This is a genomic window from Amycolatopsis sp. CA-230715 (genome assembly GCF_018736145.1).
In the GTDB taxonomy this organism is placed as follows: Bacteria; Actinomycetota; Actinomycetes; order Mycobacteriales; family Pseudonocardiaceae; genus Amycolatopsis.
Genome location: NZ_CP059997.1, coordinates 3,141,163 through 3,165,775 on the forward strand (window position 1 = coordinate 3,141,163; position 24,613 = coordinate 3,165,775).

The window sequence follows — 24,613 nt, forward strand, 5'->3', positions numbered from 1 at the left end:
CAGGTCCTCTCGCGGATCTTCGCCTCTTCTGCACGTCTCGTGGTATGCGGTACAAGCGTACTGCTGGACGAGCCGCTTCGGGGCAGGTGGTGGTCGGCGTCAAGTCTGGCACCCGCCCGATGTGCGGCAGATCACCGGTCACACCCCGAGCGCGGCTTCTGGCACCCTCGGGCGCATGGGACTGTTCACGGTGGCCGAAGCCCGCGCCGAGCTCGCGAACCTGCGCGAGACGCTCGACGAGCTGGTGCGGGTGCGCGCGGACGCGGCGGAGCTGGCCGTCTCGCTGACGCCGGACGGCGACCCGAGCCCGCTGGGCGGGCTGCCGGAGCTGAAGGCGGCGCAGGCGCGGCTGGATGACCTGATGACCGTCGTCCAGCAGACCGGCGCCGAGCTGAAGGGGTTCGCCCCGCTGCTGATCGACTTCCCCGCCGAGCTCGACGGCGTGCCGGTGCGGCTGTGCTGGCTCGAAGGCGACGACGACCTGACCTGGTACCACCGGGCCGACATCGGCTTCGCGGGCCGCCGCCCGCTGCCCTAGCCTTCGAGCACGAAGACGTCCTCCCCGACGACCTCCCCTCGCCCGTTCGCGAACCCGCTTTCCCGTCCACGGGCGACGAACCCGCACCGGCGCAGCACCGCGGCCGATCCGGCGTTGCCGTCGGCGACCCGCGCGCGCAACGGCCGCGTCGGCACCTCGCGGAGGAGCTCGGCCACCGCCGCCGACGCCACGCCGCGCCCCCACAGCGCCCGGTCGATCCAGAAGCAGATCTCGGTCTCCCCGTCGATCTCGAAGGCCGCGACGTTCCCCGCGACGGCGCCGTCGACCGTGATCGTCCGGTTGGTCGTGGTGGGATCGGCGAGGATGCGCGCCCAGTGCGCGTCGAACGCGGCACGATCCGACGGGTCGGCCGCCGTGAACGCCGCCATCCGGACCGCTTCGGGATCGCGCTGGAACTCGAAGAACGCGTCGAGATCGGCGTCGGCGACCTCGCGCAGGGCTACTTCGCCCATGACTCCCCTCGTTGTCGAAGTTCCGGGCAGCATCGCACGGGGCACCGACAAAACGGGGTCGGTACGGTCACTCCGTGCACACGAAGACCGAATCCGTCGCCGGCGAGCCAGAGCCGATCGCGGCGCCGCGACGGCGGGGCAGGCTGTTCACCTCGACCGCGGCGGCTTGCCTGCTCGGGTTCGCGGCCACCTACTTCCTGTTCGTGTGGACCCGTCCCGGCCAGGCGTTCGAATTCCACGTCCTCCAGGGGATCCCGGCGATGCTCGACACTCCGCCCGTGCTGCGCGCGCGGGCTTGGCTCGCCTACGTCACCGAGTACGCCATGGCCGCGGTGGTGGCGGTCATCATCGCCATCGGGCTCGTGCGGCGGCGGCCGGCGCTCGCGATCGCCGGCGCGGTCACCGTCGCCGCGACGGCGGGGCTCGATCGCGTACTGGTGCGCTGGGTGCTCACCCGGCCGCAGCTCGTCGTCGACCCGATGAACAACGAGAACAGCTTCCCCAGCGGCCACGTCGCCATGTCGACCTCGGCGCTGCTCGGCCTGCTGATCGTGGTCCCGGTCGCCTGGCGCGGCTGCACCGCGCTGCTCGGTTCGGCACTCGTCGTCGGCATCGCGGAGATGACGATGACCGTCGGCTGGCACCGGCTCAGCGACACCGTCGGCGGGAACCTGCTCGCGCTCGGCGTCGCCTGCGTCGCGGTCGCGGTGCTCGTCCGGCTCGGCGGCGTGCGCACTCCTTCCCTGCGCTGGCCGCCGCTCGCGCGCATGGTGGCGATCGCGCCGCTGCTCGGATACGCCGCCTGGACCGTGGTTCGCTCCGCGGGACCCGCCTACGACGTGCTGACGCGCGGCGCCGCCGCCGACCCGAGGCAGACGTGGGCGGCGGCGGGCGGACTCGCGACCGTCGTCAGCGCGCTGACCGTGGTCACCTTCCTCGGGTTGCTGGCCAAGGACGAACCGGCACCGGTGAAACGCCCCCTCTGACGTGCGAGGATGAGGTCATGGCCAAAGCACTCCACCTGACCGGCAACGCCGACGCGGACAAGCTGCTCAGCAAGGATCCGTTCGCGCTGCTGACGGGGCTGCTGCTGGACCAGCAGTTCCCGATGGAACACGCCTTCGCGGGACCGCAGAAGATCGCGGACCGGATGGACGGGTTCAGCATCACCAAGATCGCGGACACCGATGTCGAAGAGTTCGTGGAGCTGTGCGTGACCCCGCCCGCGATCCACCGCTACGGCGGTTCGATGGCACGTCGCGTGCACGCGCTGGCGCACCACGTGCTGGAGCACTACGACGGCAAGGCCGACAAGATCTGGAAGTCCGGCAAGCCCGACGCGAAAGAGGTGCTGCGCCGGGTGAAGGCCCTGCCGGGCTACGGCGACCAGAAGGCCAAGATCTTCGTCGCGCTGCTGGGCAAGCAGCTCGGCGTCACCCCGGACGGCTGGCGGGAGGCGGCGGGGGCCTACGGCGACGAGGGCTCGCGGCGGTCCATCGCGGACGTCACCAGCCCGGAAACACTGGCCGAGGTCCGTGCTTTCAAGAAGGCGGCAAAAGCGGCCGCGAAGGCGAAATAGCTCCAGCAGCGAAAAAGGCGGGCCGGCGTAATTCCACCGGCCCGCCTTTTTCGTCGGCGCCACTCGACCCAACCTGGCACACGAGCAGGAACGGGGTTGCCCGATCGTCCTTTTATCCTGACCTCTCACACCTTCACGGCACGACACAAGCCCATGAGCTGCGTCGATGACGTCGAATATCTCCCGATAAACAGGTTGCCATGTAGTGTCGTGGATCACAGATGGCCATCTTATCGCGTTCACGGACATCCTTGCCTATGAAAGCGGAACGCCACCGCGAAACAGCGGAAACGCGATATCGAGGAGAAGAAATGAACGTCAAGGGAATCATCAGTGGCACCGCGGTCCGGCGTGGCGCGACGGCGGTCGTCGCACTGGCGGCGGCGGTGGGGGCACTCGGCGCCTGCTCCGGCGAGCAGACCGGTGGAACCGCCGCGGGGAGCCCCACCGCGGGCGCCGGCGCCGGACTCGGCGCCGCCCCGGTGAACACCCCGGACACCGTGCCAGCCGACCCGGCGGCCGACGCCAAGGACGAAGTCTCGGCGGAGACGCCGGACGCGCCACAGGGCAACGCGGGCGGCCAGGGCGCGGCGATGGACGCGAAGGGCACCAGGGGCCACGGCGGCTTCAAGACGCCGGAGTGCAAGAAGCTGAAGGTGACGACATCGCAGCCGAGGAAGCTCAACGGCAGCGAAACCCAGTGGCAGCTCCCGATCATCCTGACCAACCAGGGCGGCACGGCGTGCGTCGTGCGCGGCTTCCCCGGCGCGCGGCTGGATGGTGCCGACGGCACCTCGTGGGACATGCGGCGCACGACCGAACCGAAGAGGCCGATGACGCTGGCGCCCGGCCAGCACACCGTCGCGAACCTCACCTACCTCACCGACGACTCCCCCAGCGGCTGGAAGGTCGCCAGGATGGCGGTGACCCCGCCGCACACCTACAACACGCAGATCCTGGCCTGGCCGGTGCCGAGCAACCTGGTCAAGCAGGACGGCGCGACCCACCCCGGCACCTACATCAGCCCGATCCAGGTCCGGTGACCCGCGGCCGAAAGCGGGTGGGGCGGCCGGGATTCCGGCACCCCGCCCGTTCGGCGCCGATCAGGCACGCCTTGCCTGTGGCTCAGGCGATTAGCAGTCGCGTCGGCTACCGCGCCCCCTTCACCCGCGGGTCGTCCTCATCGACCAGGTCCGACACGGTGACCCGTTCCATGGAAGCGACCGCCGAGGCAACCTCGCGAGTCTTCTCAGCGGGCCAGCTTGCCTCCACTTCGGGCCCCATGTGACGTTTCACAACGTTCACGGCATCCACTTCACCGGCGATCTGGATCCCGCGGTTGCTACGCCTCTCCGCCAGTGCCTGCCGGTGGTTCTGCCACTCCATGACCATCCGCATCATCTTGTGCAGGCCGAGTACCGCGGCAGTTCCGTAGGCGATCGGCTTGGAGTTCTCCGCCAACGCACCGAGCACGTTCACCCACGGACTGGCAAGTGAGCTTCGAATGATCGAAAATCCCGCGTCAACCCCACGAAAATCTCGCTCGAGGGCGCTCTCGGCAGCAGCCAGGTACGCGCCGACTCCATAACTTGACGATTCATGGCCCGCTTGAGAACGAGGCGATTCAAAAACTTCCCACCCTTGTGGAGGTGGGGGAATTTCCGCCGTCGGATCTGCTTGCCACACCAGCGGGCGTCGATGCACGGCCTGAACCTGCCCGGGAAGTGCCACGCTCTCGCCCGCCGCAATACGGATGCAGTGCCGTTGGATGACGTCGAGGCACGCAATCTGCCTCGCGAGCAACGTGGACATTGGCCGGTCCCCCAGATCTATCTCCAGGTAGAGAAGCTCAAGCCTGGTCTGCATGTGCGCCTCGATACTCATGGCCATCATTAAACACTGTCTCGCCGGACGCTCCGGCAAGATGAACAAAACCAAATAAGATGACGTGCCGACTCCAGGTAAAGCACATAAGCCACAACTTCGAAAAATCTCGAAACCAGTTCAATACAGCATCGACCCGACCTTGATCAATACTCAAGGAGGATCGCGAGTTCATGGGGCTGCTCAGGTCCGAAAAGGAGGGTCGTCGCGCCAGGGCGGTGGCCGATTACATCTGCCTGCTCACCGAAGCGCAGGCGGTGGATCTCGGGGAGCGCCTCAGCGGCCGGTCCCGCAACTCGATGTTCGGTACGTGGTTCGCTTAGTGCCACCCGACCGCGGAGGAGGATCCGATGCTGCCCGTGATCTACTCGATGAGCGTGTCACTGGACGGTTACATCGCGAAACCCGACGGCGACATCGGCTGGACCGCGCCCGACGCGGAGCTGTTCCGCTTCCACACCGAGCAGACCCGCCGCCTCGCCGCGTACCTGTGCGGACGCCGCCTGTACCAGAGCATGCTGGTGTGGGAGAACGCCGAGCAGACCATGCCCGGCGAGGCGGAGCTGGAGTTCGCCCGGATCTGGCGGCCGATCCCGAAAGTGGTGTTCTCCGGGACGCTGGATTCGGTCGTGGGCAACGCGCGGCTGGCCACCGACGACATCGCCACCGAGATCCGCAGGCTCAGCGACCGGCCTGGCGACGGCGTGGTGTCCATCGCGGGCGCGGGGCTCGCCGCGGCCGCCATCGCCGGGGACCTGATCGACGAGTACCGCCAGTTCGTCAAGCCGGTCGTCCTCGGCGGCGGCACGCCGTACTTCCCGCCGCTCGCCGAACCACTCGGCCTGCGGCTTACCGAGTCCAGGACTTTCAGCTCCGGGACCCTCTACCTCCGTTACCAGCGCACGCGCCAAGTCAGCGAGGGGTGAGCAGGCCGCGATGGTAGGCCTCGGCGACGGCGGCCGCCCGGTCCTTGACGCCGAGCTTGCCGTAGATGTTCAGCAGGTGCGTCTTCACGGTGGCCTCCGTGATGAACAGCCGCGCCGCCGCCTCCTTGTTGGTGGTCCCGGCCGCGACGAGCTGGAGCACCTCCAGTTCCCGCTGGCTCAACGGCCCCGCGGCGGGCGTCCGCACCCGGTTCATCAGCACCGCGGCCACCGAGGGGGACAGCACAGCCTGGCCGCGCGCGGCGGATCTGACCGCCCGCAGCAGTTCGGCCCTCGGCGCGTCCTTGAGCAGATAACCGGTCGCGCCCGCCTCGATCGCCGGGAGCACGTGGCTGTCGGTGTCGTAGGTGGTCAGCACCAGCACGCGGGCCGCGACCCCGCGCCTGGCCAGTTCGGCGATCGCGGTCAGCCCGTCCAGCACCGGCATGCGCAGGTCCAGCAGGATCACGTCGGGTGCCAGTTCCTCCGCGAGCCGGATCGCTTCGACACCGTCGGCGGCCTCGCCGAGCACCTCGAATTCGGGCTCTCGCGCGAACATGCTGCTGAGCCCGTCCCGCACGACGGGGTGGTCGTCCGCGATCAGCAGCCGGATCGGATCCTGCCCGCTCACGCGTCCGCTCCCGGCGGCGCGACCGGGACACGGGCCGAAATTCCCGTGCCCTGCCCCGGTTCCGATTCGATTTCCACCGTGCCCGACACCCCTTCGATCCGCTGGCGCATCGCGACGAGGCCGAATCCGCCGTCGCGGACCCGTGCCTGGTCGAAGCCCCTGCCGTCGTCGCGCACGTCCAGCGCGACCTCCTGCTCCAAATAGGACAGTGTGACGCCGACCCTGGTCGCGTGCGCGTGCTTGGCCACGTTGGCCAGCGCCTCCTGCACCGCGCGCAGCAGCGCGAACTCGGCTTCCGGCGGCATCGCGCGCACCGTCCCGGTGGTCATCACTTCGACACCCACACCGTGCAAAGTGGACCACCGCTCGGCGACGGCGGCGAGCGCGTCGCCCAACCGCGCGGTCTGCAACGGTTCGGGGCGCAGTTCGTGCACGGAACGCCGCGCCTCCGACAGGCTTTCCCTCGCCAGCCTGGTCGCCGCGTCCACGTGCCTCGGCCATTCCGCCGGATCAGCGGCGGCGTGCTCGGCGGCCTGCAGCTGGGTGATGATCCCGGTCAGTCCCTGCGCGAGGGTGTCGTGGATCTCGCGCGCCATCCGCTGCCGCTCCTGGTGCACACCGACCTCCCTTGCCCACACCAGCAACCGCTCGTGCAAACCGGCGTTCTCCGCCGCGGTCGTCTCCAGCCTGCGGTTCGCCTCGCGCAGTTCTTCGAGGGTCCTCTTCCGCTGCTCGTTCTGTTCCGCGTTGCGCCAAGCGAACCAGGCGAATCCGCACATCGGGAGCACGTTCACGGCCAGGATGGCCAGGTAGGTCAGCACACCCAGAAAAGTCGACATGTCGACCGAGCTGGCTTGCGCGGTCCCCGCCACCACCGCCACCGCGGCGACGCCGGGCAGCAGCCACGGCCACGGCAGGAGCCGGAACGCGTAGACGTAAGCCGCGGGCGCGAAACAGCCGAACCACGGATCCCTGACCACGAGCACGGCCATGATGGCCACCAGCCCGGCCAGGAACAGCGCCATCAGGCGCGGCTCGTCCCGCCACGAGGGGCGCGCCGTGAACATCACCAGCATCCACACCGCGGCCAGCGCGCACAGGGCGAGGTCGACGAGCAGCGAGGTCGTCTCCGCGTGCTTCACCACCGCGGTGACCGCGGTCAGCACCGCCAGCAGCAGGTAGGGGCCGACGGTGACCACCGGCCGCCGCCGGTGCGCCCAAGCGTCCACCCAGGACTGCGGAACCGATCTCAGCACGACCCGAACCTAGCCGCGACCGGTGAACACCGAACGCAGGTGCCCACCGTTGACGAGCACCACGACCCCGATCAGCAGCAGCCCGCACACGCCCTGCTCGATCCGCATCCACAGCGGGAGGAACCCGGGGAGCGCGACGATGACCGCGATGGCCACGACCATGACGGCCGAAACGATCCGCAGGCGGAGGTACGCGCGGGGGCGGCCGCGCCCGGTGCCGACGGCGAAGAACAGCATCAGCAGCGACGTGAGGGCCACGATGCCGCCCCGGACCCAGACCGCGTCGTTCACCATCGCGGCGTCGTCGCGCATCAGGTACGCGGCGAGGAGCGTGAGCACACTGAGGACGACGTAGCAGCCGACGAGGATCCTCACGCCGCGAAACAACGCGAGAGTGCGCGGGTGCTTCAGTGCTTCCTCGGAGATCGCAGCGTTCATGGTGGAGTCCTTGTCCGTGTCCGGCGCCAGCCTGTTGCGTGGTGGCCAGCGTCGCAACTCGGGGCGCCGCCGCACATCGACCGATCTCCGGAGCGCGTGGCTGAGCTTCGCGACCAGCCGGGCAGTGGAGTCCGATCCACCGATCGGCTGATCGCGGGCTTTTCGAGCGCACGAGCGTCAAGTGTTACCGCCTCGCCTGAACGAAGGCCATGCCGTTGCCGCGCACGCTTGGAGCTGAACAGCTCACCCCAAAAGGGCTAGAGACAACTAGCGACGACGAGCTCGACTATTCCAATAGAGAATACTGAGAAGCAGCGCGGTAATATTCAGTATCAACACGATAACACCCAACACAGGGGGATACATGTCATTGACTGCAAGAAAAAAGTTGGCCGAAAGAAGTAAACTCAGAAGAAAATTTGATACCCCTTCCTTCCAGCTGACCAGCCCTACCGTTCCTCCCCGAAGATCGATGCTCAGCGTTCTCCACATACTCTTCTTAGCCATATTACGCGTCACCCTTCTACTCTCAAGATTAACACATCAACCACGACGCCACACCCGCTCCGACCCCCGCACCTGCCATGAACAAAGCAAAGGGAGGAAGCAAGAAACCGCCCGCAGCCCATCCTGCTCCCGCACCGATCGACCCCAAGCCGCAGAGCCGGGATTCCGACCAGAATGGTTCTTCGGGTTTTGGCGGCGGGGGTGTGAGGAGGTTGTCCCGCAGATAGCGGCACCCGAGGTTGAGGGGCGTGTTGCAGTCGGGGTTGGTGATCATGCCGGGGCCGCAGAGCATCTGGGTAACGAAGTTTCCGGCGCCGCCGCGTTGCTGGCATCCGGCCGGCGTGGGTCCGGCGCCGCCGTAGCCACCTCCGGAGCCACCTCCGCCGCCGGGTGGCAGCACGGAAGGCTTGGCGAGCGCGTCGCGCAGGGCCGCGGTGGCGGCTCGCGCGGCCGCTTGCGCGTTCCGGCCCGCAGCGAGCGCGTCAGCGTGGGCGCGTGCGGCGGCGGCGTTGGCAGCTCGCGCGGCGTTGCTCGCAGACGCCGCGGAGGCGTTCGCGGCTCGTGCCGACTTGGCGGCGTCACGTGCCTGTCCGACCGCGATGTTCGCCGCTCGACGGGCCGCGGCGGCCGACTGGGCCGCTCGCCTGGCCGAGTCCTCGGCGGCGCGAGCGGATCGCCGGGCGTGATTGGCGTGCGCGCGAGCTTGGTCGGCGGAGGACTTGGCTTGGTCGGCGTATCCGCGCGCTTCCGCGGCTGCGCCGCGGGCCGTGGCAGCGGCTTGTGCGGCTCGTGCCGCGTCCGCACGCGCCGTGGTCGCTGTGCGCATTGCCTGCGCGACAAGCGCTTTGACGGCTGCGACGTGCGACGCGGTGTTCTCGTCCCGGCGGCGGGCGTTGTGCTGACCGACTTGGAGGAACGCTTGCGGGAACCAGGAGGGGCCTGTCAACGCGATCTGCGCGGTGGCTTCGAGTTCGGCGGCGCCGGTTCCGAGCAGTCGCGCGGTTTCGAACCGGTCGTCGGCGGCAGCGGCGCGGGGAAGGCCCTGTTTCAAGAAGTCTCGACGTTGCGCGTCGGTGCCGTCAAGGGCGGCCTGTGCCGCCCGTTCGGTCGCGGGACGCCCGGTCCCCAGCAGCTGTGCGATGCGGAATCTGTCGTCGGTCGCTCTTCCCTCGTAGTCCTGGGTGCGTAAGAACTCCTGCACGGCGGGATGACTGCCGGCAAGGGCTTTTTCGGCGGCGGCTTTCAACGCCGGTTTCTCGCTGCTGTCGGCGAGGTAGCGAGTGCGAGCGCGATCGTCTTGTTCCGCGGCGATCGCTCGACGGGTCGTGACGAACTCAGTGACCTCTGCCGGAGATCCGGCGAGGGCGTGCTCCGCCGCCACCCTGGTCCACGGACCGCCGGTCTTGATCAGGTTCGCCGCCGCCTTGCGCCCTTCCGCCAGGACGGTCTCCGGTGCCGCGCCCGGTGCGGCAGCGGCGTCGAGCTGCTGCCGGGTCTCCTCGCCTATGCGGGTGTTCTCGGCCTCGTCCCATGCCGCGTCGGACTGCTGGTCCTGTTCCTCGGTCCGCAATTGTCGTGCGGCTTGGCTTGCCTGCTCGGTACGGGCTTGCAGTTGCTCGACTTCGGTCTTGCGCGCGGTTTCCTCGACCTCGCCCGCCCGTGTCGCCGCCGCCGTGGCGATGTCGGCGGCTTTGATCGCGTTGACCGCGTGCGCCATGGCCTCGTTGGCCGCGTTCGTCGCCTGGGACGCGGCATCGGCCGCCTGGTACGCCGCAGTAGCGGCATTGTCCGCGTGCGCGGCTGCCTGGTTCGCGGCATCCCGTGCCTGTGCCGCGGCCTGCCCTGACTGCCGGGCGAGCGCTTCGGCCGCGTTGGCCGCACGGGTGGCGCGTCCGGCGGCCGCACGCGCCCTGGCGGCCGCGTTCGCGGCGATTCTTGCCTGCTTGCCCGCGTTCTTCGCGTGCCCACCCGCCGCGGCGGCCGCAGCAGCCGCGGCGGCGGCGTTGGCGCCTGCGCCGCTGGCTGCCCGCGCCGCGTTTCCCGCCTGGCTGGCGGCGGCGCTGGCGTGACCGGCCGCTGCGGCGGCCTGACGGGCACCGGCGGCGGCGGCGCGCGCCTCGTCGGCCGCCTTGCGGGCGACGACCGACTGCCTGTTGTCCCGCGCCGCAGCGGAAGCGGCGGAAAACGCTCGTGAGGCCGCACCTCCAGCGGCCGACGCCGCGACGGCCGCACGGGACGCTGCAGTCGCCGCGACGCGTGCCGCGGCCGTGGCCTGCCCTGCCGCGGTCATCGCCGTCTGCGCGGCTCGTGCCGCGCCGGTGGCGGCATCGGCCGCCCGGCCCGCCGCTTCTCCGGCACGTCCGGCGGAGTCCTTGGCCGCCGCGGCTTCCCGTGCCGCGCGTTCGGAGGCTTCCCTCGCTATCCGGGACGCGGTGATCGCCCGCTCTGCGGCGTCTTCCGCCGCGCGCGTTTGCGTCGCGGCTTCTCTTCCGGCCCGATCCGCTTGACCGGCCAGTTCCGCCACGGTGGCGGTCTCCTGATCGCGTGCTCGTGCGAGGTTCTGCCCGTTGTCCAGGAACTCGCGCAGTGCCTGCGCGCTGCCCGCGTCCAGCGCCTGTTGGGCGGCTTTTTCCAGCTGCGGGCCGCCGGTGCCCAGCATGCTGGCGACGCGCATCCGGTCATCGGCCTGCCGGGCCGTGGGCAGTCCCGTCGTCAGGAAGTTCTCCATGGCCTGCTGCGTACCGTCATCCAGCGCCCGTTGCGCGGCTTCGTCGACCTTGCGGCCATCGCCGAGGAACCGGGCGACCTGCAGCCGGAGGTCGGCCTTCCACGGTTCCCGCCAGCCCGTACGCAGCAACGTCCGCTGTGCCTCGACCGACGCGCCCAACGCGTTCTGGACCGCCTCGGCCAGCTTGCGCCCGCCCACATCCAGCAACTGCGCCGTGCGGAACCGGACATCGGTGTCCGCCGCGCGATACTGCTCGGCGCGGAGGAACGCGGCCAGTTCGGCCTCGCTCCCAAGCAGGGCGGCTTCCGCCGCGCGCGCCGTCGCTGGGCCACCCGTGGTCATCAACCGCACCACTCCCGCGCGATCGTTCGCGGGGGCGGGAAGTTCGAACACCGGCTTGTCCTCGGTGTCCTGGGACGAAACGGGCAGCACCGTGGCGGCGATCGCCGAGCCGCCGTGCGCCTCGGCTCCGAAAACGATGACGGCCAGCGCGACCGCGACTGTACGGGCTCTCGTGCCGAGAACAGACGTCAACCTCATTGACTTCCCTCTACCGGAATAATTCAAATAAACACAATGAATTGAACACACGAATACAGGCCGCGAAACCACTGACCGTGACCCTCAACCAGGAATACCGCATCGACAACCCCGGCAGAGCCAACGAAAGGTGTTGACTGGCGGATAGTTTCAGGAAACACCCCGAGAACAGTCACCGCCATCACATCCGCACTGCGGCACCTACCATTCGCCAACTCCAATGTGCTGTAGTGGCCGAGCTGGCCAGAAGGTTCGATCACGCCAGCCGGACGCTCGCCGATATACCCGGAAGATGAGCGACAGCGAATTAGACGAGGAGCCCCCATGCAATCGTGGACCAAGCGCGTCGTGGTCGGCGCGCTCGGCGTGCTCGCCGCGGCAACCATGACCACCACCAGCGGTCCAGCCAGGGGGTCCGAGGTCCACACACCCTCGGGTCCGCAGAGAAGTACGGTGGAGGACTACGCATACCCTGGCGCGGACCGCATCTACGCCGATCGCGGCATCCGGCTCAAGTCCGGCGACGGCAACATACTGCTCGTCGATTGCGCGGATCGCACGGATGTGCTGACGATCAACACCAGCAAAGGTGAATCGTTCTGCTTCTCGATCAGAGGCCCGAAAGGCTATCTGAGCCTGGAAGTGCACGAGGTATTCCTCGCGAAAGGCGATGGCCACGACATCCAGATGACGCTGAACGCCAAGGGACGCGCCACCACCGTGCCGGTCACCAAGAAGAAGTGGACCAAAATAGGTGAAGCGGCCAACCCGGCCAGCGGTCCGGCAACGCTGATCGAGATCAAAGCCACTGGCACCGCCTCGCCCCGATGATTCGATGACCGATCAAGGAAACACCTCGGCGTTCGGCGAACCGGGCTCCCAAAACCGCAACACACCCCGCAAGGAGCTGTACCCCGTGTCCTCAAGAAACCCTTTTCGATGGCGAGCCGTAGCGCTCACCGCGCTGATCGTCACCGCGGCGGGTGTGCTGGCGGCGCCGTCGGTGTCGGCGATCAGTGGTGGTGCCCCGGCGGCGGATCGCAGTTACCGGTTCGTCGCGAAGGTCGCCGTCGGGGAGCAGAGCTGCACCGGCGCGCTGGTCGATCCGCAGTGGCTGCTCACCGCGGCCAGTTGTTTCGCCGATTCGGTGGATCAGGGGTTCCACATCCCCGCCGGGCCCCCACGGAAGCAGGCCACGGCGGTCATCGGCCGTACCATCCTGACCCACGACGACGGCCAGGTCGCCACCATCACCGAGCTGGTGCCCAAGGGCGACCGCGACCTCGTGCTCGCGAAACTCGCCGCCCCCGTCACCGGCATCGCCCCCGTCGCGATCGCCCGCACCGCACCGAAACCAGGGGATGTCCTGCGGATCGCCGGCTACGGGCGCACCGCCACCGACTGGGTCCCCGACCGACTGCACACCGCCACCTTCACCACCGGTGAACTCACCGCCACCACCGTCGCCATCACCGGCAACGACCCCGCCACCGCCTCCACCTGCCGCGGTGACGCGGGCGGCCCCGCCCTCCGCGAAAACGGCAACAACGTCGAGCTGGTCGGGGTCAACAGCGTGTCCTGGCAAGGCGGCTGCCTCGGCGAAACCGAAACCCGCACCGGCTCCACCGAAGTCCGCGCCGACAACACCAGCGACTGGATCCGCGAAACGGTGCCCAACCTCGCCATCACCTGCAAACCCGCCGCCCCGATCTTCACCACCCGCGCCGACGGCTCACTCTGGCTCTACCAGCACACCGACCCCCGAGGCGGCGCGTTCTCCTGGATCACCAACACCGGCCGAGCCATCGGCTCCGGCTGGCTCAACTCCCGCGCCATCGCCGCACCCGACGGCGTGCTCTACCAAGCCAACGGCAACGGCGAACTCCGCCGCTTCCACTGGAACGGCACCAGCTGGGACCGGAGCACCGGCGCCTACTACCAGATCATCGACCGCGGCTGGGGCCGCTACGCCACCCCCGGGTACCGCAACCGCATCACCGTCGACGCCACCGGCCACATCTACACCATCGAACCCGACGGCAACCTGCACCGCCGCACCTACGACCCCACCACCAAGAAATGGGACCACCGCGTCCTCAACGACGACTGGGGCAAGTACGACCTCATCGTCGCCGCCGGCGACGACATCCTCTACGCCCGCACACCCAACGGCGACCTGTTCCGCTTCGCCTACAACCCCGCCACCGGCGAATGGACCCAGTGGGCCAAACCCTCCGGCACCGGCTGGCACATCTTCAAAACCATCACCTCACCCGGCGCCGACGTCCTCTACGGCTCCTACCCCGCCGAAGACGGCGCCCTGCTCTGGTACCGCTACCTCCCCGCCAGCGGCAACTGGGCCGACACCGGCCGCACCACCGGCAAACTCATCGGACACGGCTGGTACCGCCTCCACGACATGACCGCCACCCCCAGCACCTGCCACCTCACCACCTAATCGTTGATCGCCAGCTTTTCGAGCGTGCTCGAAAAGCTACCTGGTCCAGACAACGTTTTCGGGCCTGCCGACGACAACGAAGCGGCAAGACCACTGGGGAGCCCCGTTCCCGGGGCAAGGAGAGATCGTCATGCTCGACCGTGCTCGGCAGAAACCTGCCGTCATCGAGGTGTCCGCGGAAAGACCGACCGCGGCGGTGCGGGAGCTGCTGCCCGCCGTCGTGGTGTCGGCGGTGGTCAGCACCGGGATCTGGTGGGTCGCCGAGAAGTGGGACGCGCCGCGCCAGTCGCAGGTGCCGTCGGCGCTGTCGGCCACCGCGATCGCGGTGCTGGCGGCCGCCGTGGTGTGGCTGGTGTTCCGGGCGCGCTGGCCCCGCTGGGCGACGCCGGTGGCGTGGGCGCTGCCCGGCGTGATCAGCACCGTGTGGCTCTCGTTCGCGCTGGCGGGCAGCTCATTCTACCTCGGCGGGGCGAGCTGGGACCAGGTTTCCCGCCTGCAGTACCTGACCAGGACGGCCGACACCGCGGCGCTCGCGGACCTGAACTACGCGAGCCTTCCGCCGTTCTACCCGGCAGGCTGGTTCTGGCTCGGCGGCCGGTTCGCGAACCTGACCGGCCTGGAGGGCTGGCAGGCGTACCAGCCGTGGGCGGTGCTGACCAACGCGGTCGCGGTCGCCGTCGCGTTCGTGTTGTGGAGCGTGCTCGTGCGACGCCGGTTCGCGCTGCTGATCGCGGTCGCCACCGCGATCGCGGGCATCCGCGGCGGCGACTTCGAGCCGTACTCGTGGACGCTGATCGCCACCCTGCCCGCGGTCGCGGTGCTCGCGCACCGGGTGTTCACCGACGCCGCCGCGAACCGGCGCACGAGTTACGCCTCGATCGCGCTGATCGGGGTGTTCCTCGGCTGCGCGGGCGCGATCTACACGCTCATCTTCGTCTTCGCGCTGCTGCTGTTGCTGGTGCTCGCGTTGTACGTGGCGCTGGCGCACCGCGAACGCACGCTCGCGATGGCGTGGCGGCTGGTGCGGGCGCTGCTGCTCGTCGGCGCGATCGCGCTTCCCCTCGTCCTGCTGGTGTGGGCGCCGTACCTGGTCGCGATGCTGCGCGACTCGCCCGCGGTCAGCACCGCGCTGCGGTTCCTGCCCGCCGAAGGCGCGGTCTTCCCGTTGCCCATGTTCGAATTCACCCTGACCGGACTGGTCTGCCTGGTCGGCACCGCCTGGCTCGTGTGGCGCTACCGGACGGACCCGCACGCGCGAGTGCTCGCGGTCGTCGTGCTCACCGGCTACGGCTGGTACGCCGCGTCGAACGTCGCACTCGCGACGCATCGCACGTTGCTGTCGTTCCGCATCGAGCCGGTCATCGTTGTCGCACTGGTCACCGCGGCCTGCCTCGCGGTGCGCGACGGGCTCGCCCGGCTCTCCCCCGGCGAACCGCGCATCCGGGCACTGGCCGCGGTCGCGGTGTTCGGTTCGGTGCTCGCCCTCACCCAGACCGCGAAAGCCGAGCAATATCCCGAAAAGAGCCTCGACGAAGCACTGGGCGACTACGACCTGTCCGGCACGAACGCCTACGGCCACGCCGATCCGGGCAAACCCGGCCACTGGAACGGCGCGCTCGTCGACGCGATCGCGCGCCTCACCGGCCGCCCCGCGCACGATCTCGTGGTCGCCACCACGACGCAGCAGCTCCTCGTTTTCCGGCCGTACCACGGATTCCAGGCCGCGTACTCCGGCTGGGCCAACCCGCTCGCCGATTTCGCGGGCCGCGACGCCGAACTCCGGAACTGGGCTAAGATCGGCGATCCCGGCGCGCTCGTACGCGCGATGGAACACAGCCGGTTCACCGCGCCGGACGTGTTCGTGTTCACCAGGGAGGGCACCGACTACCGGCTGCGCACCACGCACGACGCCTTCCCGAAGACCGAAAACGTCGGCGAGGAAGTGCTGAAGTTCCCGATGGCCGCGTTTTCACCGTCGCGTTTCACGCGGGCCGACGTCGGGCCGTTCACCGTGCTCGCGCGAAATGCTCAGTAATCCGACACGAGATCCGACGGGCGCATCGTCAGCGCGTACGGCTGCTCGATTTCCGCGATTTCGTCGTCGAACACCTCGCCCACCGCGGAATAGGCGTCGCCGTCGAGCCGGAACCAGCTCATGCTCGGCGCCTTCGGGTCGATCACCCAGTAGTGCGGGCAGCCGGCGCGCGCGAGCGTGGCCGGTTTGAGGTACCGGTCGATATGCCTGCTGGACGGGGAAACCACCTCGACCGCGAGCACCGGAACGCCCACCAGCGCGCGCTCGGTGAAGTCCGCCCGCCTGCCGATCACCACGTCCGGGATGAGCACCGTGTGCTCGTCGAGCACGACGTCCACCGGCGCGGGGAGCACCTCGCACTCGGCGGGGCAACCTGGGGTGAGCGCCGCGAGCACGCGCGCGACCACCCGTTGGTGCAGCGGACGCGGTGACGGGCTCACCAGAAGGGTCCCGTCCACCAGTTCGTATCGTCGCCGTTCATCGGTGATCGACTCCAGGTCCCGACGGGTGAGACGGTCTCCGTGTGCGAACGCCGGGACTGTCTCCATCGTGCCCCCACATCGGCAAGGTGAGAATCGATCAGGATCAGGGTAGTCGTGCACAGCCCGCAGCGCGAACGGCGCCCAGCGCACGGACACGCACGGGCGGCCCATACCGGGGTGAAGAATTCCGCGCGCGTGGTCACCGGCTGTGAATTCGACGGCGGACAATCGCACGAACAGAGCAGGGAAAGCCGCGTTTATCCGGCCATTGGAGTGATGATCGAGAATTCCCGAACACGCCATTCGTCGTAATCCGGATCGACACTCCGGCACAACCTCGGGGACACCCGATGGCGCAACGGCGGAATTATCCTGGTGTGGTGACCCAGACCAGGGTAACCACTTTGTACCGCATGGCCGATGTCGGACCGGGTGAACTCCACCGCCTCGTGGTGGACAGGGCACGCGACGAGCGCGAGTTCCAAGAAGTCGAAATCGGTGCCGCGCCGGGACTTCTCGTCGCGGGGCAGACCGACGAGCGCGACGTCGAATGGGTGCGGGCGATCCGCGCGCTCACCGGGGTCGACCTCGCCTTCTCCACCTCGACGTCGTCGGCCGCGCTGTTCCTCCGCGTCGACGACGCCACCTACGCGCTGACCTACGGGCACGGCTGGCACTTCCTGCGCGACGACCTGATCGACCACCAGTTCGCGCTGCGGGTGGCGGTGCGCACGGTCAACCCCGACGAAATCAGGGACATCACGCGCTGGGCGCTGTCCGCGAAGGCCCGCGTGGACCGGAACCTGGTGCCCGCGCGGCAGGGCTTCTGGGAGTTCGGGCTGCGTGAGCACGCCGAAATCATCCGGCAGCTCAACGGAAGGGCGCGCCTGCACCTGCTCGGCGGGCTCACGCACGTCCGCGAACGCGGCGACCGCAAGCTCCAGCTGAGCCTGGACTGCGGGCAGTCGCTGAAGGTCCCGCTCGCGGTCGACCGGGCACACCTGGTCGGCGATCTGCGCGCGCTGAGCGCGATCGAACGCGACCAGCCGCCGCACGACCAGCTCGCGCCGCTGCTGTGGGTGCGGCGCGTGCCGAGCCGGACGCCGCGCCGCGCGGAACTGGACGGCGCGGTCGCCGAGTTGCTGGCCGAGCCCGATCCGGCGCGCGGGGAAATCGGCGTCGCCTATCCGGCGCGCTACTACGAGGGCCCCGACATCCACTACTACACAGGCCGGGTGGCCGGTACGCGGCTGCGTACCGAGGAGTTGACCTGCGACCACCTCGCCGAGCCGTTGGCCGCGCTCCCCCGGGACGAATGGCATCGCGCGCTGTCCGCGGGGCGCATCGAAGGACGGCGTGAAGACGACGAGGAGCTCGGCGGCGAACTGCCCGCGTTGCACTGGCTCGCCGCGGAAATCGCCGAAGACGACGCGCGGTACATCCTCATCGACGGCGACTGGTACCGCATCGGCGACGAGTACCTCCAGCACGTCAGGAAGGTCAGCCGCACCGCGTTCGAACGGCCGCTGCCGTGGCGCCTCCCCGCGTGGAACGACGCGCCCCGCAACGCGAAGACGGGCAAGGTGCACGAGGAGGACTACAACCGGTACGTGGCGCGGACGCTGCCCGGTTTCCTTTGCCTGGACCGGAAACTGGTGCCGGGCCGCACGCATCCCAGCGGGTTCGAAGCGTGCGATCTGCTCGGCCCCGCGAACGAACTGGTGCACGTCAAGAAGACCAGCGGGCGCACCGGGTCGTCACCGCTGAGCCACCTGTTCGCCCAGGGCCTCGTTTCGATGGAGAGCCTCACCGACCCGGAGACGTGGCACCGGTTCCGCGGCCTGGTCGCGCGGCAGAGCGAGGAGCGCGCGCGGAACCTCGGGACGCGGCCGCATTCGGTCGTCTACGCCATCCACCGGACCGACAAGCCGCTCACCCCGGACACGCTGTTCACCTTCGCCCGCTCCGCGCTCGCGTCGGCGTGCGTCACCTCGACCGCGAACGGGATCCCGGTTTCGGTCGCGATCATCCCGTAGGCTGCGACCGATTCCTTTCGGCCTGCGACGGGGTCTGCACGGACATGACCGACATCGACTTCACCCGTGACACCGAGCAGTATCGGCGCGAGCTGCTCGCGCACTGCTATCGCATGCTCGGCTCGATCGCCGACGCCGAGGACCTCGTGCAGGAAACGTACCTGCGGGCATGGCGGTCGTACGACCGGTTCGAGGGCCGTTCGTCCTTGCGCTCGTGGCTGTACCGGATCGCGACCAACGCCTGCCTGACCGCGCTCGGGCACCACAGCAGGCGCGTGCTGCCGTCGGGGCTCTGCGGCCCGTCGAGCGATCCGGACGCCCCACCGGATCTCGCGGGCGACGAGGTTTCCTGGGTGCAGCCGATCCCGGACGCGTTGCTGGATCCCGCGGCCGTGGTGACCGCGCGCGAAGGGCTGCGGCTGGCGCTCATCGCGAGCCTGCAGTACCTGCCGCCGAAGCAGCGCGCGGTGCTGATCCTGCGCGACGTGCTCGCGTTCCCCGCCGCCGAGGTCGCCGAAGTGCTGGAAACGAGCGTCGCGGCGGTCAAGAGCACGCTGCAGCGCGCCCGCGCCCGGCTCGACGAGGTCCGCCCCGCCGCGGACGATCTCGTCGAACCCGCCGAGCCGGAGCTGCGCGCGCTGCTGGATTCCTACATCGCGGCGTTCGTGAACTCCGATGCCGCGCTGCTCGAAAAGATCCTGCGCTCGGACGCGACGCTGGAAGCCGTCCCGGCGCGAACCTGGTACTCGGGGATGGAAACCTGCCTGCCTTATCTGGTGCGGCACGCGTTCCGGGATCCGGGCGACTGGGCGATGGTGCCGGTGCGCGCGAACGGGCAGGCGGCGGCGGTGTCGTACGAACGCGGTGCCGACGGCGTGCACCGGGCGTGGGGCGTGCTCGTGCTCACCGCGGGCGAAGGCGGGATCGCGCGCGTGCACGCGTTCGCCGATCCGGGGCTGGTCGGGAGGTTCGGCTTCCCCGAGATCTGGCCGCGGTGAGGTCGAGGGGCGCGGGTCGTGGACACCATGCTGGTGCGGGTCCTCGTGGACCGGTGGGTGGCTCCGTTTCAGTCCGGAGGGCACCTCCGGATGGCGCGGCGGGTCGCCGACATCGGAGGGTGCCTCCGGATCGATTGGGCGAGTCCTCCAGATCGGAGGGTGCCTCCGGGGCGACTGGCGGAGGCCGCCTCCGTATCAAGCGCCCGACCGACGGAGGGCACCTCCGCTTCAAGCGCCGACTGACGGAGGATGCCTCCGCTTCAAGTACTGACCAGCGAAGGGGGCCTCCGCAACACAAATGGAGGGAGCCTCCGGGGCGAGAGCGGAGGGGCGCCTTCGATTCGATCACCGGAGGACACCTCCGCTTCCCCAGCGGAGGGCGCCTCCGCTCCCATGCCGGAGGCCGCCTCCGATTCGGTACTGGAGGCCACCTCCGCTTCGGCGCCTAGCGGAGGCCGCCTCCGGTGACCGCTAGGCGGGGTAAGGCGTTTTCGCGCGCGCTTCGCGAAGCGCTTCCGCCCACCACAGCAGCTGCGTCGTCAGCACGTGTAGCGCCTTTTCCGCGGCGGCGTCGGGGTAATCGGTGTCAGCGTCGGCGAGCGGACCCCACGGATTGTGCAGGCTCACCGTTTCACGGATCGTCACGGTGTGCAGCTCCGCGAAGACCGGTCGAAGCGCTTCGACCGCGCGGAGCCCGCCCGCCATTCCGCCGTAGGAAACGAATCCCACCGGCTTGGCCCTCCATTGTGGACCGACGGCGTCGATCGCGGTCTTCAACGGGCCGGGGAAGCTGTGGTTGTACTCCGGCGTCACCACGATCACCCCGTCGGCACGGCCGATCGTCTCGGCAAAGCCCTCGACGTCGGGATGGTGGATCATCGTCGACGGGAACGTGTGGCCGTCGAGGTCGATCAGCATCGGTTCCAGCGGTTCGCCAGCCAGCCGTTCGGCGACCCACCTGCCGACGCCGTCGCCGATCCTGCCCTCGCGGACGCTCCCGATGATCACGGCGATTTTGGGCAGTACGCTCATTTTCCAGTCCTTCCGGTTGTCTTTTCCCGAGCGGGAACACGAAGCAGCCACGCCGTCACGGCGACCGCGGCCACCGACAACCCGGCCAGCACCACGAACGCCCAGCCGAATTCGAGCGCGCGGGACAGCGGGATCACCACCAGCGCGCCACCGACCGCCCCGCCGATCCGCATGCCGATGTTCATCAGCACGGTCGCGTCGCCGAGGTCGTCCGGCGAGACCCTCGTGTAGGCGACGACCGACGCGGGCATCATCGACAGCCCGAGCCCGACGCCGCGCGCGAACAGCAGCGCCTGCACCAGGAACAGCGACGGCGCGCCACCGAACCACAGGAACGGCAGCGTGCTCAGCAGCACCAGGCCCGTCCCGGCCAGCGCGATCCGCGCGCCGCCGTACCGGTCGGTCAGCCGTCCGGCCACGATCATCACCAGCGACGTGCCGAGACCGAGCGGCACCAGCAGCAGCCCCGTCGACGCCGCGCCGTGCCCGAGCCTGATCTGCAGCCACAGCGGCAGCAGCACGATCGCGCCGTACATCGCCGCCGAACTGAGCAACACGCTGCCCAACGCCAGCGAAATCGCCCGCACCCGGAACAGGCGCAGTGCCAGCACCGGGTTCGGCACGCGGCGCGAACGCCGGACGAACACCGCGCCCAGCACCAGGCTCAGCGCGAGCAGCGCCCAGTGCAGCGGCGCCGATCCGGTGTGCACGCCACCGAGTTCGGTCAGCGCGTACACGAGCAGCGGCACGCTGATCGTGGCGAGTGCCAGTCCCCGGTGATCGAGCCGCGCCGTCGCGCCGCGCTCGCCCGGCGGCACGAGCCGGAGCCCGAGCAGCACGGTGACCAGCCCGATCGGCAGGTTCACCCAGAACAGCGACGGCCACGCGAAGTGCGCCAGCAGCAGGCCGCCGAGACTCGGCCCGACGAGCGGCGCGGCACCGACCACGATGCCGAGCGTGCCCATCAGCCTGCCCATCCTGGCCGGGCCGACCACGATGCCGATCACCGTCTGTCCACTCGCGACCATCACACCGCCCGCGACCGCCTGCAGCACCCGCGCCGCGATGAGCGCGGGCAACGTCGGCGACAGCGCGCACGCCGCGGACAGCACCAGGAACGCGACGAGCGAAAGCAGCCACAGCCGCCCCGCGCCGAACCTGCGCACGAGCCACGGCGTCACCGGCAGTGCCGCCGAAAGGCCGAGCAGGTAGCCCGTGACGACCCACTGGACGCCGTCGAGCGTGGCGCCGAGGTCGTGCCGCATCGTTTCCAGGCCGATCGAGACGATCGGGCCGTCCATGTTCGCGACGAACCCGCCCAGCGCGATGACCGCCGAGGCGTACCAGGCGGAACGCGGGATCGGTTCGAGGCTGCTCTTCGTGCTCACCTGAGCTACGCTAAAACTGAAACCTTGGTTGAAGTCAACTGTGAAGCAGGACACGGAAGGAGTCCGGATGAGCGCGCCAGCCGTGATGCCGTCCATCGGGGTGCAGGAACTGGCGGACCGCAGCGGGGTCGCCCCGTCCGCGATCCGCTTCTACGACCGCAACGGGCTCATCCACGCCGAGCGCACGAGCGGGAACCAGCGGCGGTTCCACGAAACCACCGCGTGCGTCATCAAGGTCATCCGGGTCGCGCAGCGCGTCGGGTTGTCCGTCGCCGAAATCCGAGAGCTCACCGATCGGCTCCCGCCGCCGGAGCGGATCGGGCTGGACGACTGGTTCCGCTTCCGCTCCGCGCTCGAAGAAGAGGTCCACCGCCGCATCGCCGAGCTGAACAGCGCGCTGGACGACCTCACCGGCGACACCAAGCTCTGCGAGGTCCCCCCGGCCTGACCTCAGGGGCGCGCGATCCAGACGACGTCGGGTTCGCCGCGCGGCACCGGGATTTCGAGCACCCGCACCTCGCTGAACCGCGCGCGCAGCCGGCGCGTGAAGGCATCGCTCGCCTCCGCGCTCCACACCGCGAGCACGCCACCCGGCCGCAACCGCGCGGCGACCATGTCGAGACCCGCCGCCGAGTAGAGCGCGGCGTTGCCTTCCGTGACAGTCCACTGTGGACCGTTGTCGATATCGAGGCACATCGCGTCAAAACGCTCATCGGTACTGTCCAACCAAGACACCAGATCGGCTTCGACCACGGTCACCCTGCCGTCGGACAACGCGTCGCCGTGCACCTCGCGCAGCGGCCCCGTCCGGTTCCACTCCACCACCGCGGGCTCGCGCTCGACCACGAAGATGTCGCCGACGCCGTCGTGATCCAGCGCCGCCCGGAGCGAAAACCCGACGCCGAGCCCGCCGATGAGCATGCGCGCGCGGCCGGGAACCGAATCCGCGGCCACCGAAACCAGCAGCCGCTCGGATTCGCCGTTGCGGGTGTCCATCAGGAACACGCCGTTCGCGATCACTTCGAAATCGGCAGTCTCGGGATCAACACGGACCTTGCGCAGCACGAGTTCGCCGCACACGCCTCGGACCCTCTCCAACACCTCGCTCACGGGTGCCACGATAGTCACGTCGTCGCGAACAGCCCGAGCGTGCGGTCTGCGCGGATGCCGTCGAGCTCGTCGCGCCAGATGGCGTAGAACCCGGCCTCCTCCTTCGTGCGCAGTTCCACCCCGTCCGCGGCGGCGATCTCCGGTGACTCCCTGACCGCGCTTTCCAGCACGTCCTTCGCGCCGGACCCGTCGCCGAACTGCTCCTTGCCCCGGCGCAGGATCTCCTCGGGGACCCAGCCTTCGAAGGCGTCGCGGAGGAGCTTCTTCTCCTCGATCCCCGGCCCGGTCATCTTGTGCTCCGGCGGGATCGACAGCGCCAGCTCGATCACGTCGCGGTCGAGGAACGGCACGCGCGCCTCCATGCCGTACGCCATCGTGGTGCGGTCGCAGCGCTGGAGGTTGAGGTGGTGCAGCTCGCCGACCGTGCGCACCAGCTCGGCCTGCAGCGCATCCGGATCGGTGAACGGCGCTTCGTGGTAGTAGGAGTATCCGGCGAACAGTTCGTCGGCGCCTTCACCGGTCAGCACGGCGTGCACGCGCTTCGACGCGTACTGCGCGAGCAGCATGTTCGGCACGGCGCTGCGCACCAGCGACGGGTCGTAGTGCTCGATCGCGCGCACGGCCTTCGGCAGCGCGGCGATCGCGTCCTCCCGTGTCATCACGATTTCGTGGTGCTCGGTCCCGAGGAATTCGGCGACCACCCTGGCCGCGGCCAGGTCCGAGCTGCCCGGCGCGCCGACCGCGAAGGTCGGCAACGGCTGGTCGTGCCGCTTCGCGTATTCGGCGGCGACGGCGGCCACGATCGCGGAATCGAGCCCGCCGGAGAGGAACACGCCGATCCCGACGTCGCTCATCATGCGGTTCTCCACCGCGCTCACGATCGTCTCGCGCACCGATTTGAGCAGGCTTTCGTCCCACACGCCCGCTTCCTCGGCACGCCGTGCGGGGCGCACACGCGCGGGAATGGCGTCGGCGAACCGCACCAGCCCCGAAGCCGGGCTCCAGCAGCAGCCCGGCGGGAAGCTCTCCACCAGCGGCCGGTCCGCTTCGTCGAACGCGCGCAGTTCGCTGGCGAAGAGCGTCACGTCGTCGCGGCGCGCCCAGTAAAGCGGTTTCACGCCGAGCGAATCCCGCGCGACGAGGAATTCGCCCTCGGCCGTCATGAACGCGAGCGCGAACATGCCGCGCAGCCGCGCCAGCCCAACGGGCCCGTCGACGATCAGCGCGTGCAACGCGGCTTCGCTGTCGGATCCGGTCTCGAACAGCTCGTGCCCCAGGTCCTCCCTGATGTGGCGGTGGTTGTAGATCTCCCCGTTGGCCACCAGGTAGGTGGTCCCGTCCACATCGCTCAGCGGCTGCGCGCCACCACCGACGTCCATAATGGACAGACGCTGGTGGCCGAGCCACACGTTCCCCCGCTGGATCTCTCCGGTGTCGTCGGGGCCCCGGTGCTTGATCCGGCCCAACATTTCACGGCACATCTGGACATCGACTTCGCCGACCGCGGCAACGATTCCACACACAGTGCGTGGCACCTCCTGAGGTTGCCGACCGATTCTAGTTGGCACAGCGCGGAA

General features: G+C 69.3%; 23 protein-coding genes. 12 read left to right on the forward strand and 11 right to left on the reverse strand.

Annotated features, from left to right (window positions below):
• The first annotated feature begins 175 nt into the window (after window positions 1-175).
• Window positions 176-538, forward strand: coding sequence for a DUF2203 domain-containing protein (locus HUW46_RS14590; RefSeq protein ID WP_215547795.1), 363 nt, complete (start codon window positions 176-178; stop codon window positions 536-538).
• On the opposite strand, the gene HUW46_RS14595 is transcribed toward HUW46_RS14590, so the two are convergent.
• Complete coding sequence (locus HUW46_RS14595; RefSeq protein WP_215547796.1) at window positions 535-1,011, reverse strand: GNAT family N-acetyltransferase; 477 nt, start codon at window positions 1,009-1,011, stop codon at window positions 535-537. The two genes, HUW46_RS14590 and HUW46_RS14595, sit on opposite strands and share 4 nt — an antisense overlap.
• A 74-nt stretch (window positions 1,012-1,085) precedes the next feature.
• Between HUW46_RS14595 and HUW46_RS14600 the strand changes: the two genes are divergently transcribed.
• The 3 genes from HUW46_RS14600 (at window position 1,086) to HUW46_RS14610 (ending at window position 3,633) form a co-directional block, all read left to right on the forward strand.
• Window positions 1,086-1,997: a phosphatase PAP2 family protein gene (locus tag HUW46_RS14600; protein WP_215547797.1), complete on the forward strand. Its 912-nt coding sequence runs from the start codon at window positions 1,086-1,088 to the stop codon at window positions 1,995-1,997.
• Window positions 1,998-2,014: 17 nt separating this feature from the next.
• Window positions 2,015-2,590 carry an HhH-GPD-type base excision DNA repair protein gene (locus HUW46_RS14605; protein WP_215547798.1) on the forward strand — a complete coding sequence of 192 codons (576 nt, stop codon included), beginning with the start codon at window positions 2,015-2,017 and terminating at the stop codon, window positions 2,588-2,590.
• Window positions 2,591-2,901: 311 nt separating this feature from the next.
• Entirely contained in the window at window positions 2,902-3,633 is a 732-nt protein-coding gene (locus HUW46_RS14610; protein ID WP_215547799.1) for a DUF4232 domain-containing protein, read from the forward strand.
• 106 nt (window positions 3,634-3,739) lie between these two features.
• On the opposite strand, the gene HUW46_RS14615 is transcribed toward HUW46_RS14610, so the two are convergent.
• Window positions 3,740-4,474 (reverse strand): hypothetical protein, encoded by a 735-nt coding sequence (locus tag HUW46_RS14615; protein WP_215547800.1) that lies wholly within the window; start codon window positions 4,472-4,474, stop codon window positions 3,740-3,742.
• Between the two features lie 173 nt (window positions 4,475-4,647).
• On the opposite strand from HUW46_RS14615, the gene HUW46_RS14620 reads away from it, so the two are divergent.
• Window positions 4,648-4,797 (forward strand): hypothetical protein, encoded by a 150-nt coding sequence (locus tag HUW46_RS14620; protein ID WP_215550547.1) that lies wholly within the window; start codon window positions 4,648-4,650, stop codon window positions 4,795-4,797.
• Window positions 4,798-4,824: 27 nt separating this feature from the next.
• Window positions 4,825-5,400 (forward strand): dihydrofolate reductase family protein, encoded by a 576-nt coding sequence (locus HUW46_RS14625; RefSeq protein ID WP_215547801.1) that lies wholly within the window; start codon window positions 4,825-4,827, stop codon window positions 5,398-5,400.
• Here the strand turns inward: HUW46_RS14625 and HUW46_RS14630 are convergent.
• The 4 genes from HUW46_RS14630 to HUW46_RS14645 form a co-directional block, all read right to left on the reverse strand.
• A complete protein-coding gene (locus HUW46_RS14630; protein ID WP_256451428.1) occupies window positions 5,387-6,028 on the reverse strand; it encodes a response regulator in 642 nt (213 codons plus the stop codon). The two genes, HUW46_RS14625 and HUW46_RS14630, sit on opposite strands and share 14 nt — an antisense overlap.
• Window positions 6,025-7,284: a sensor histidine kinase gene (locus HUW46_RS14635; RefSeq protein ID WP_254126173.1), complete on the reverse strand. Its 1,260-nt coding sequence runs from the start codon at window positions 7,282-7,284 to the stop codon at window positions 6,025-6,027. Before HUW46_RS14635 ends, HUW46_RS14630 begins: the two co-directional genes overlap by 4 nt.
• A gap of 9 nt (window positions 7,285-7,293) precedes the next feature.
• Window positions 7,294-7,722: a hypothetical protein gene (locus HUW46_RS14640; protein WP_215547802.1), complete on the reverse strand. Its 429-nt coding sequence runs from the start codon at window positions 7,720-7,722 to the stop codon at window positions 7,294-7,296.
• A 535-nt stretch (window positions 7,723-8,257) separates the two neighbouring features.
• Complete coding sequence (locus HUW46_RS14645) at window positions 8,258-11,491, reverse strand: ALF repeat-containing protein (RefSeq protein ID WP_215547803.1); 3,234 nt, start codon at window positions 11,489-11,491, stop codon at window positions 8,258-8,260.
• A gap of 330 nt (window positions 11,492-11,821) precedes the next feature.
• On the opposite strand from HUW46_RS14645, the gene HUW46_RS14650 reads away from it, so the two are divergent.
• From HUW46_RS14650 to HUW46_RS14660, 3 genes are all read left to right on the forward strand, one after another.
• A complete protein-coding gene (locus HUW46_RS14650; RefSeq protein ID WP_215547804.1) occupies window positions 11,822-12,328 on the forward strand; it encodes a hypothetical protein in 507 nt (168 codons plus the stop codon).
• A gap of 4 nt (window positions 12,329-12,332) precedes the next feature.
• The gene (locus tag HUW46_RS14655) at window positions 12,333-13,955 is read left to right on the forward strand and encodes a tachylectin-related carbohydrate-binding protein (protein ID WP_254126175.1); all 1,623 of its coding nucleotides are present in this window, start codon (window positions 12,333-12,335) and stop codon (window positions 13,953-13,955) included.
• Between the two features lie 130 nt (window positions 13,956-14,085).
• Window positions 14,086-15,990, forward strand: coding sequence for an arabinofuranosyltransferase (locus HUW46_RS14660; protein WP_215547805.1), 1,905 nt, complete (start codon window positions 14,086-14,088; stop codon window positions 15,988-15,990).
• Here HUW46_RS14660 and HUW46_RS14665 read toward each other — a convergent pair.
• Window positions 15,984-16,448 (reverse strand): Uma2 family endonuclease, encoded by a 465-nt coding sequence (locus HUW46_RS14665; protein WP_442860935.1) that lies wholly within the window; start codon window positions 16,446-16,448, stop codon window positions 15,984-15,986. The genes HUW46_RS14660 and HUW46_RS14665 overlap by 7 nt on opposite strands.
• 404 nt (window positions 16,449-16,852) lie before the next feature.
• On the opposite strand from HUW46_RS14665, the gene HUW46_RS14670 reads away from it, so the two are divergent.
• Together HUW46_RS14670 and HUW46_RS14675 are read left to right on the forward strand one after the other, a co-directional pair.
• A complete protein-coding gene (locus tag HUW46_RS14670; RefSeq protein ID WP_215547807.1) occupies window positions 16,853-18,508 on the forward strand; it encodes a DUF6119 family protein in 1,656 nt (551 codons plus the stop codon).
• A 44-nt stretch (window positions 18,509-18,552) separates the two neighbouring features.
• The gene (locus tag HUW46_RS14675) at window positions 18,553-19,506 is read left to right on the forward strand and encodes a sigma-70 family RNA polymerase sigma factor (RefSeq protein ID WP_215547808.1); all 954 of its coding nucleotides are present in this window, start codon (window positions 18,553-18,555) and stop codon (window positions 19,504-19,506) included.
• Between the two features lie 471 nt (window positions 19,507-19,977).
• Here HUW46_RS14675 and HUW46_RS14680 read toward each other — a convergent pair whose 3' ends face one another.
• Together HUW46_RS14680 and HUW46_RS14685 are read right to left on the reverse strand one after the other, a co-directional pair.
• On the reverse strand, window positions 19,978-20,538 hold the full coding sequence (locus tag HUW46_RS14680; RefSeq protein ID WP_215547809.1) for an NADPH-dependent FMN reductase: 561 nt from the start codon (window positions 20,536-20,538) through the stop codon (window positions 19,978-19,980).
• Complete coding sequence (locus HUW46_RS14685) at window positions 20,535-21,926, reverse strand: DHA2 family efflux MFS transporter permease subunit (protein WP_254126177.1); 1,392 nt, start codon at window positions 21,924-21,926, stop codon at window positions 20,535-20,537. Before HUW46_RS14685 ends, HUW46_RS14680 begins: the two co-directional genes overlap by 4 nt.
• Before the next feature lie 67 nt (window positions 21,927-21,993).
• On the opposite strand from HUW46_RS14685, the gene HUW46_RS14690 reads away from it, so the two are divergent.
• Window positions 21,994-22,374: a MerR family DNA-binding transcriptional regulator gene (locus HUW46_RS14690; RefSeq protein WP_215547811.1), complete on the forward strand. Its 381-nt coding sequence runs from the start codon at window positions 21,994-21,996 to the stop codon at window positions 22,372-22,374.
• A gap of 2 nt (window positions 22,375-22,376) precedes the next feature.
• On the opposite strand, the gene HUW46_RS14695 is transcribed toward HUW46_RS14690, so the two are convergent.
• Window positions 22,377-23,036, reverse strand: a complete 660-nt coding sequence (locus tag HUW46_RS14695; protein WP_215547812.1) for a spermidine synthase — start codon at window positions 23,034-23,036, stop codon at window positions 22,377-22,379.
• Window positions 23,037-23,050: 14 nt separating this feature from the next.
• Window positions 23,051-24,604 (reverse strand): asparagine synthase (glutamine-hydrolyzing), encoded by a 1,554-nt coding sequence (asnB, locus tag HUW46_RS14700; protein WP_331477240.1) that lies wholly within the window; start codon window positions 24,602-24,604, stop codon window positions 23,051-23,053.
• Window positions 24,605-24,613 lie beyond the last annotated feature (9 nt).

What these genes read in the sequence shown, in the direction of transcription:
- HUW46_RS14590 (WP_215547795.1), top strand. Translation starts at nt 176, where the DNA reads ATGGGACTGTTCACGGTGGCCGAAGCCCGCGCCGAGCTCGCGAACCTG.
- HUW46_RS14595 (WP_215547796.1), bottom strand. Translation starts at nt 1,011, where the DNA reads ATGGGCGAAGTAGCCCTGCGCGAGGTCGCCGACGCCGATCTCGACGCG.
- HUW46_RS14605 (WP_215547798.1), top strand. Translation starts at nt 2,015, where the DNA reads ATGGCCAAAGCACTCCACCTGACCGGCAACGCCGACGCGGACAAGCTG.
- HUW46_RS14610 (WP_215547799.1), top strand. Translation starts at nt 2,902, where the DNA reads ATGAACGTCAAGGGAATCATCAGTGGCACCGCGGTCCGGCGTGGCGCG.
- HUW46_RS14615 (WP_215547800.1), bottom strand. Translation starts at nt 4,474, where the DNA reads ATGAGTATCGAGGCGCACATGCAGACCAGGCTTGAGCTTCTCTACCTG.
- HUW46_RS14620 (WP_215550547.1), top strand. Translation starts at nt 4,648, where the DNA reads ATGGGGCTGCTCAGGTCCGAAAAGGAGGGTCGTCGCGCCAGGGCGGTG.
- HUW46_RS14625 (WP_215547801.1), top strand. Translation starts at nt 4,825, where the DNA reads ATGCTGCCCGTGATCTACTCGATGAGCGTGTCACTGGACGGTTACATC.
- HUW46_RS14640 (WP_215547802.1), bottom strand. Translation starts at nt 7,722, where the DNA reads ATGAACGCTGCGATCTCCGAGGAAGCACTGAAGCACCCGCGCACTCTC.
- HUW46_RS14650 (WP_215547804.1), top strand. Translation starts at nt 11,822, where the DNA reads ATGCAATCGTGGACCAAGCGCGTCGTGGTCGGCGCGCTCGGCGTGCTC.
- HUW46_RS14655 (WP_254126175.1), top strand. Translation starts at nt 12,333, where the DNA reads ATGACCGATCAAGGAAACACCTCGGCGTTCGGCGAACCGGGCTCCCAA.
- HUW46_RS14660 (WP_215547805.1), top strand. Translation starts at nt 14,086, where the DNA reads ATGCTCGACCGTGCTCGGCAGAAACCTGCCGTCATCGAGGTGTCCGCG.
- HUW46_RS14675 (WP_215547808.1), top strand. Translation starts at nt 18,553, where the DNA reads ATGACCGACATCGACTTCACCCGTGACACCGAGCAGTATCGGCGCGAG.
- HUW46_RS14680 (WP_215547809.1), bottom strand. Translation starts at nt 20,538, where the DNA reads ATGAGCGTACTGCCCAAAATCGCCGTGATCATCGGGAGCGTCCGCGAG.
- HUW46_RS14690 (WP_215547811.1), top strand. Translation starts at nt 21,994, where the DNA reads ATGAGCGCGCCAGCCGTGATGCCGTCCATCGGGGTGCAGGAACTGGCG.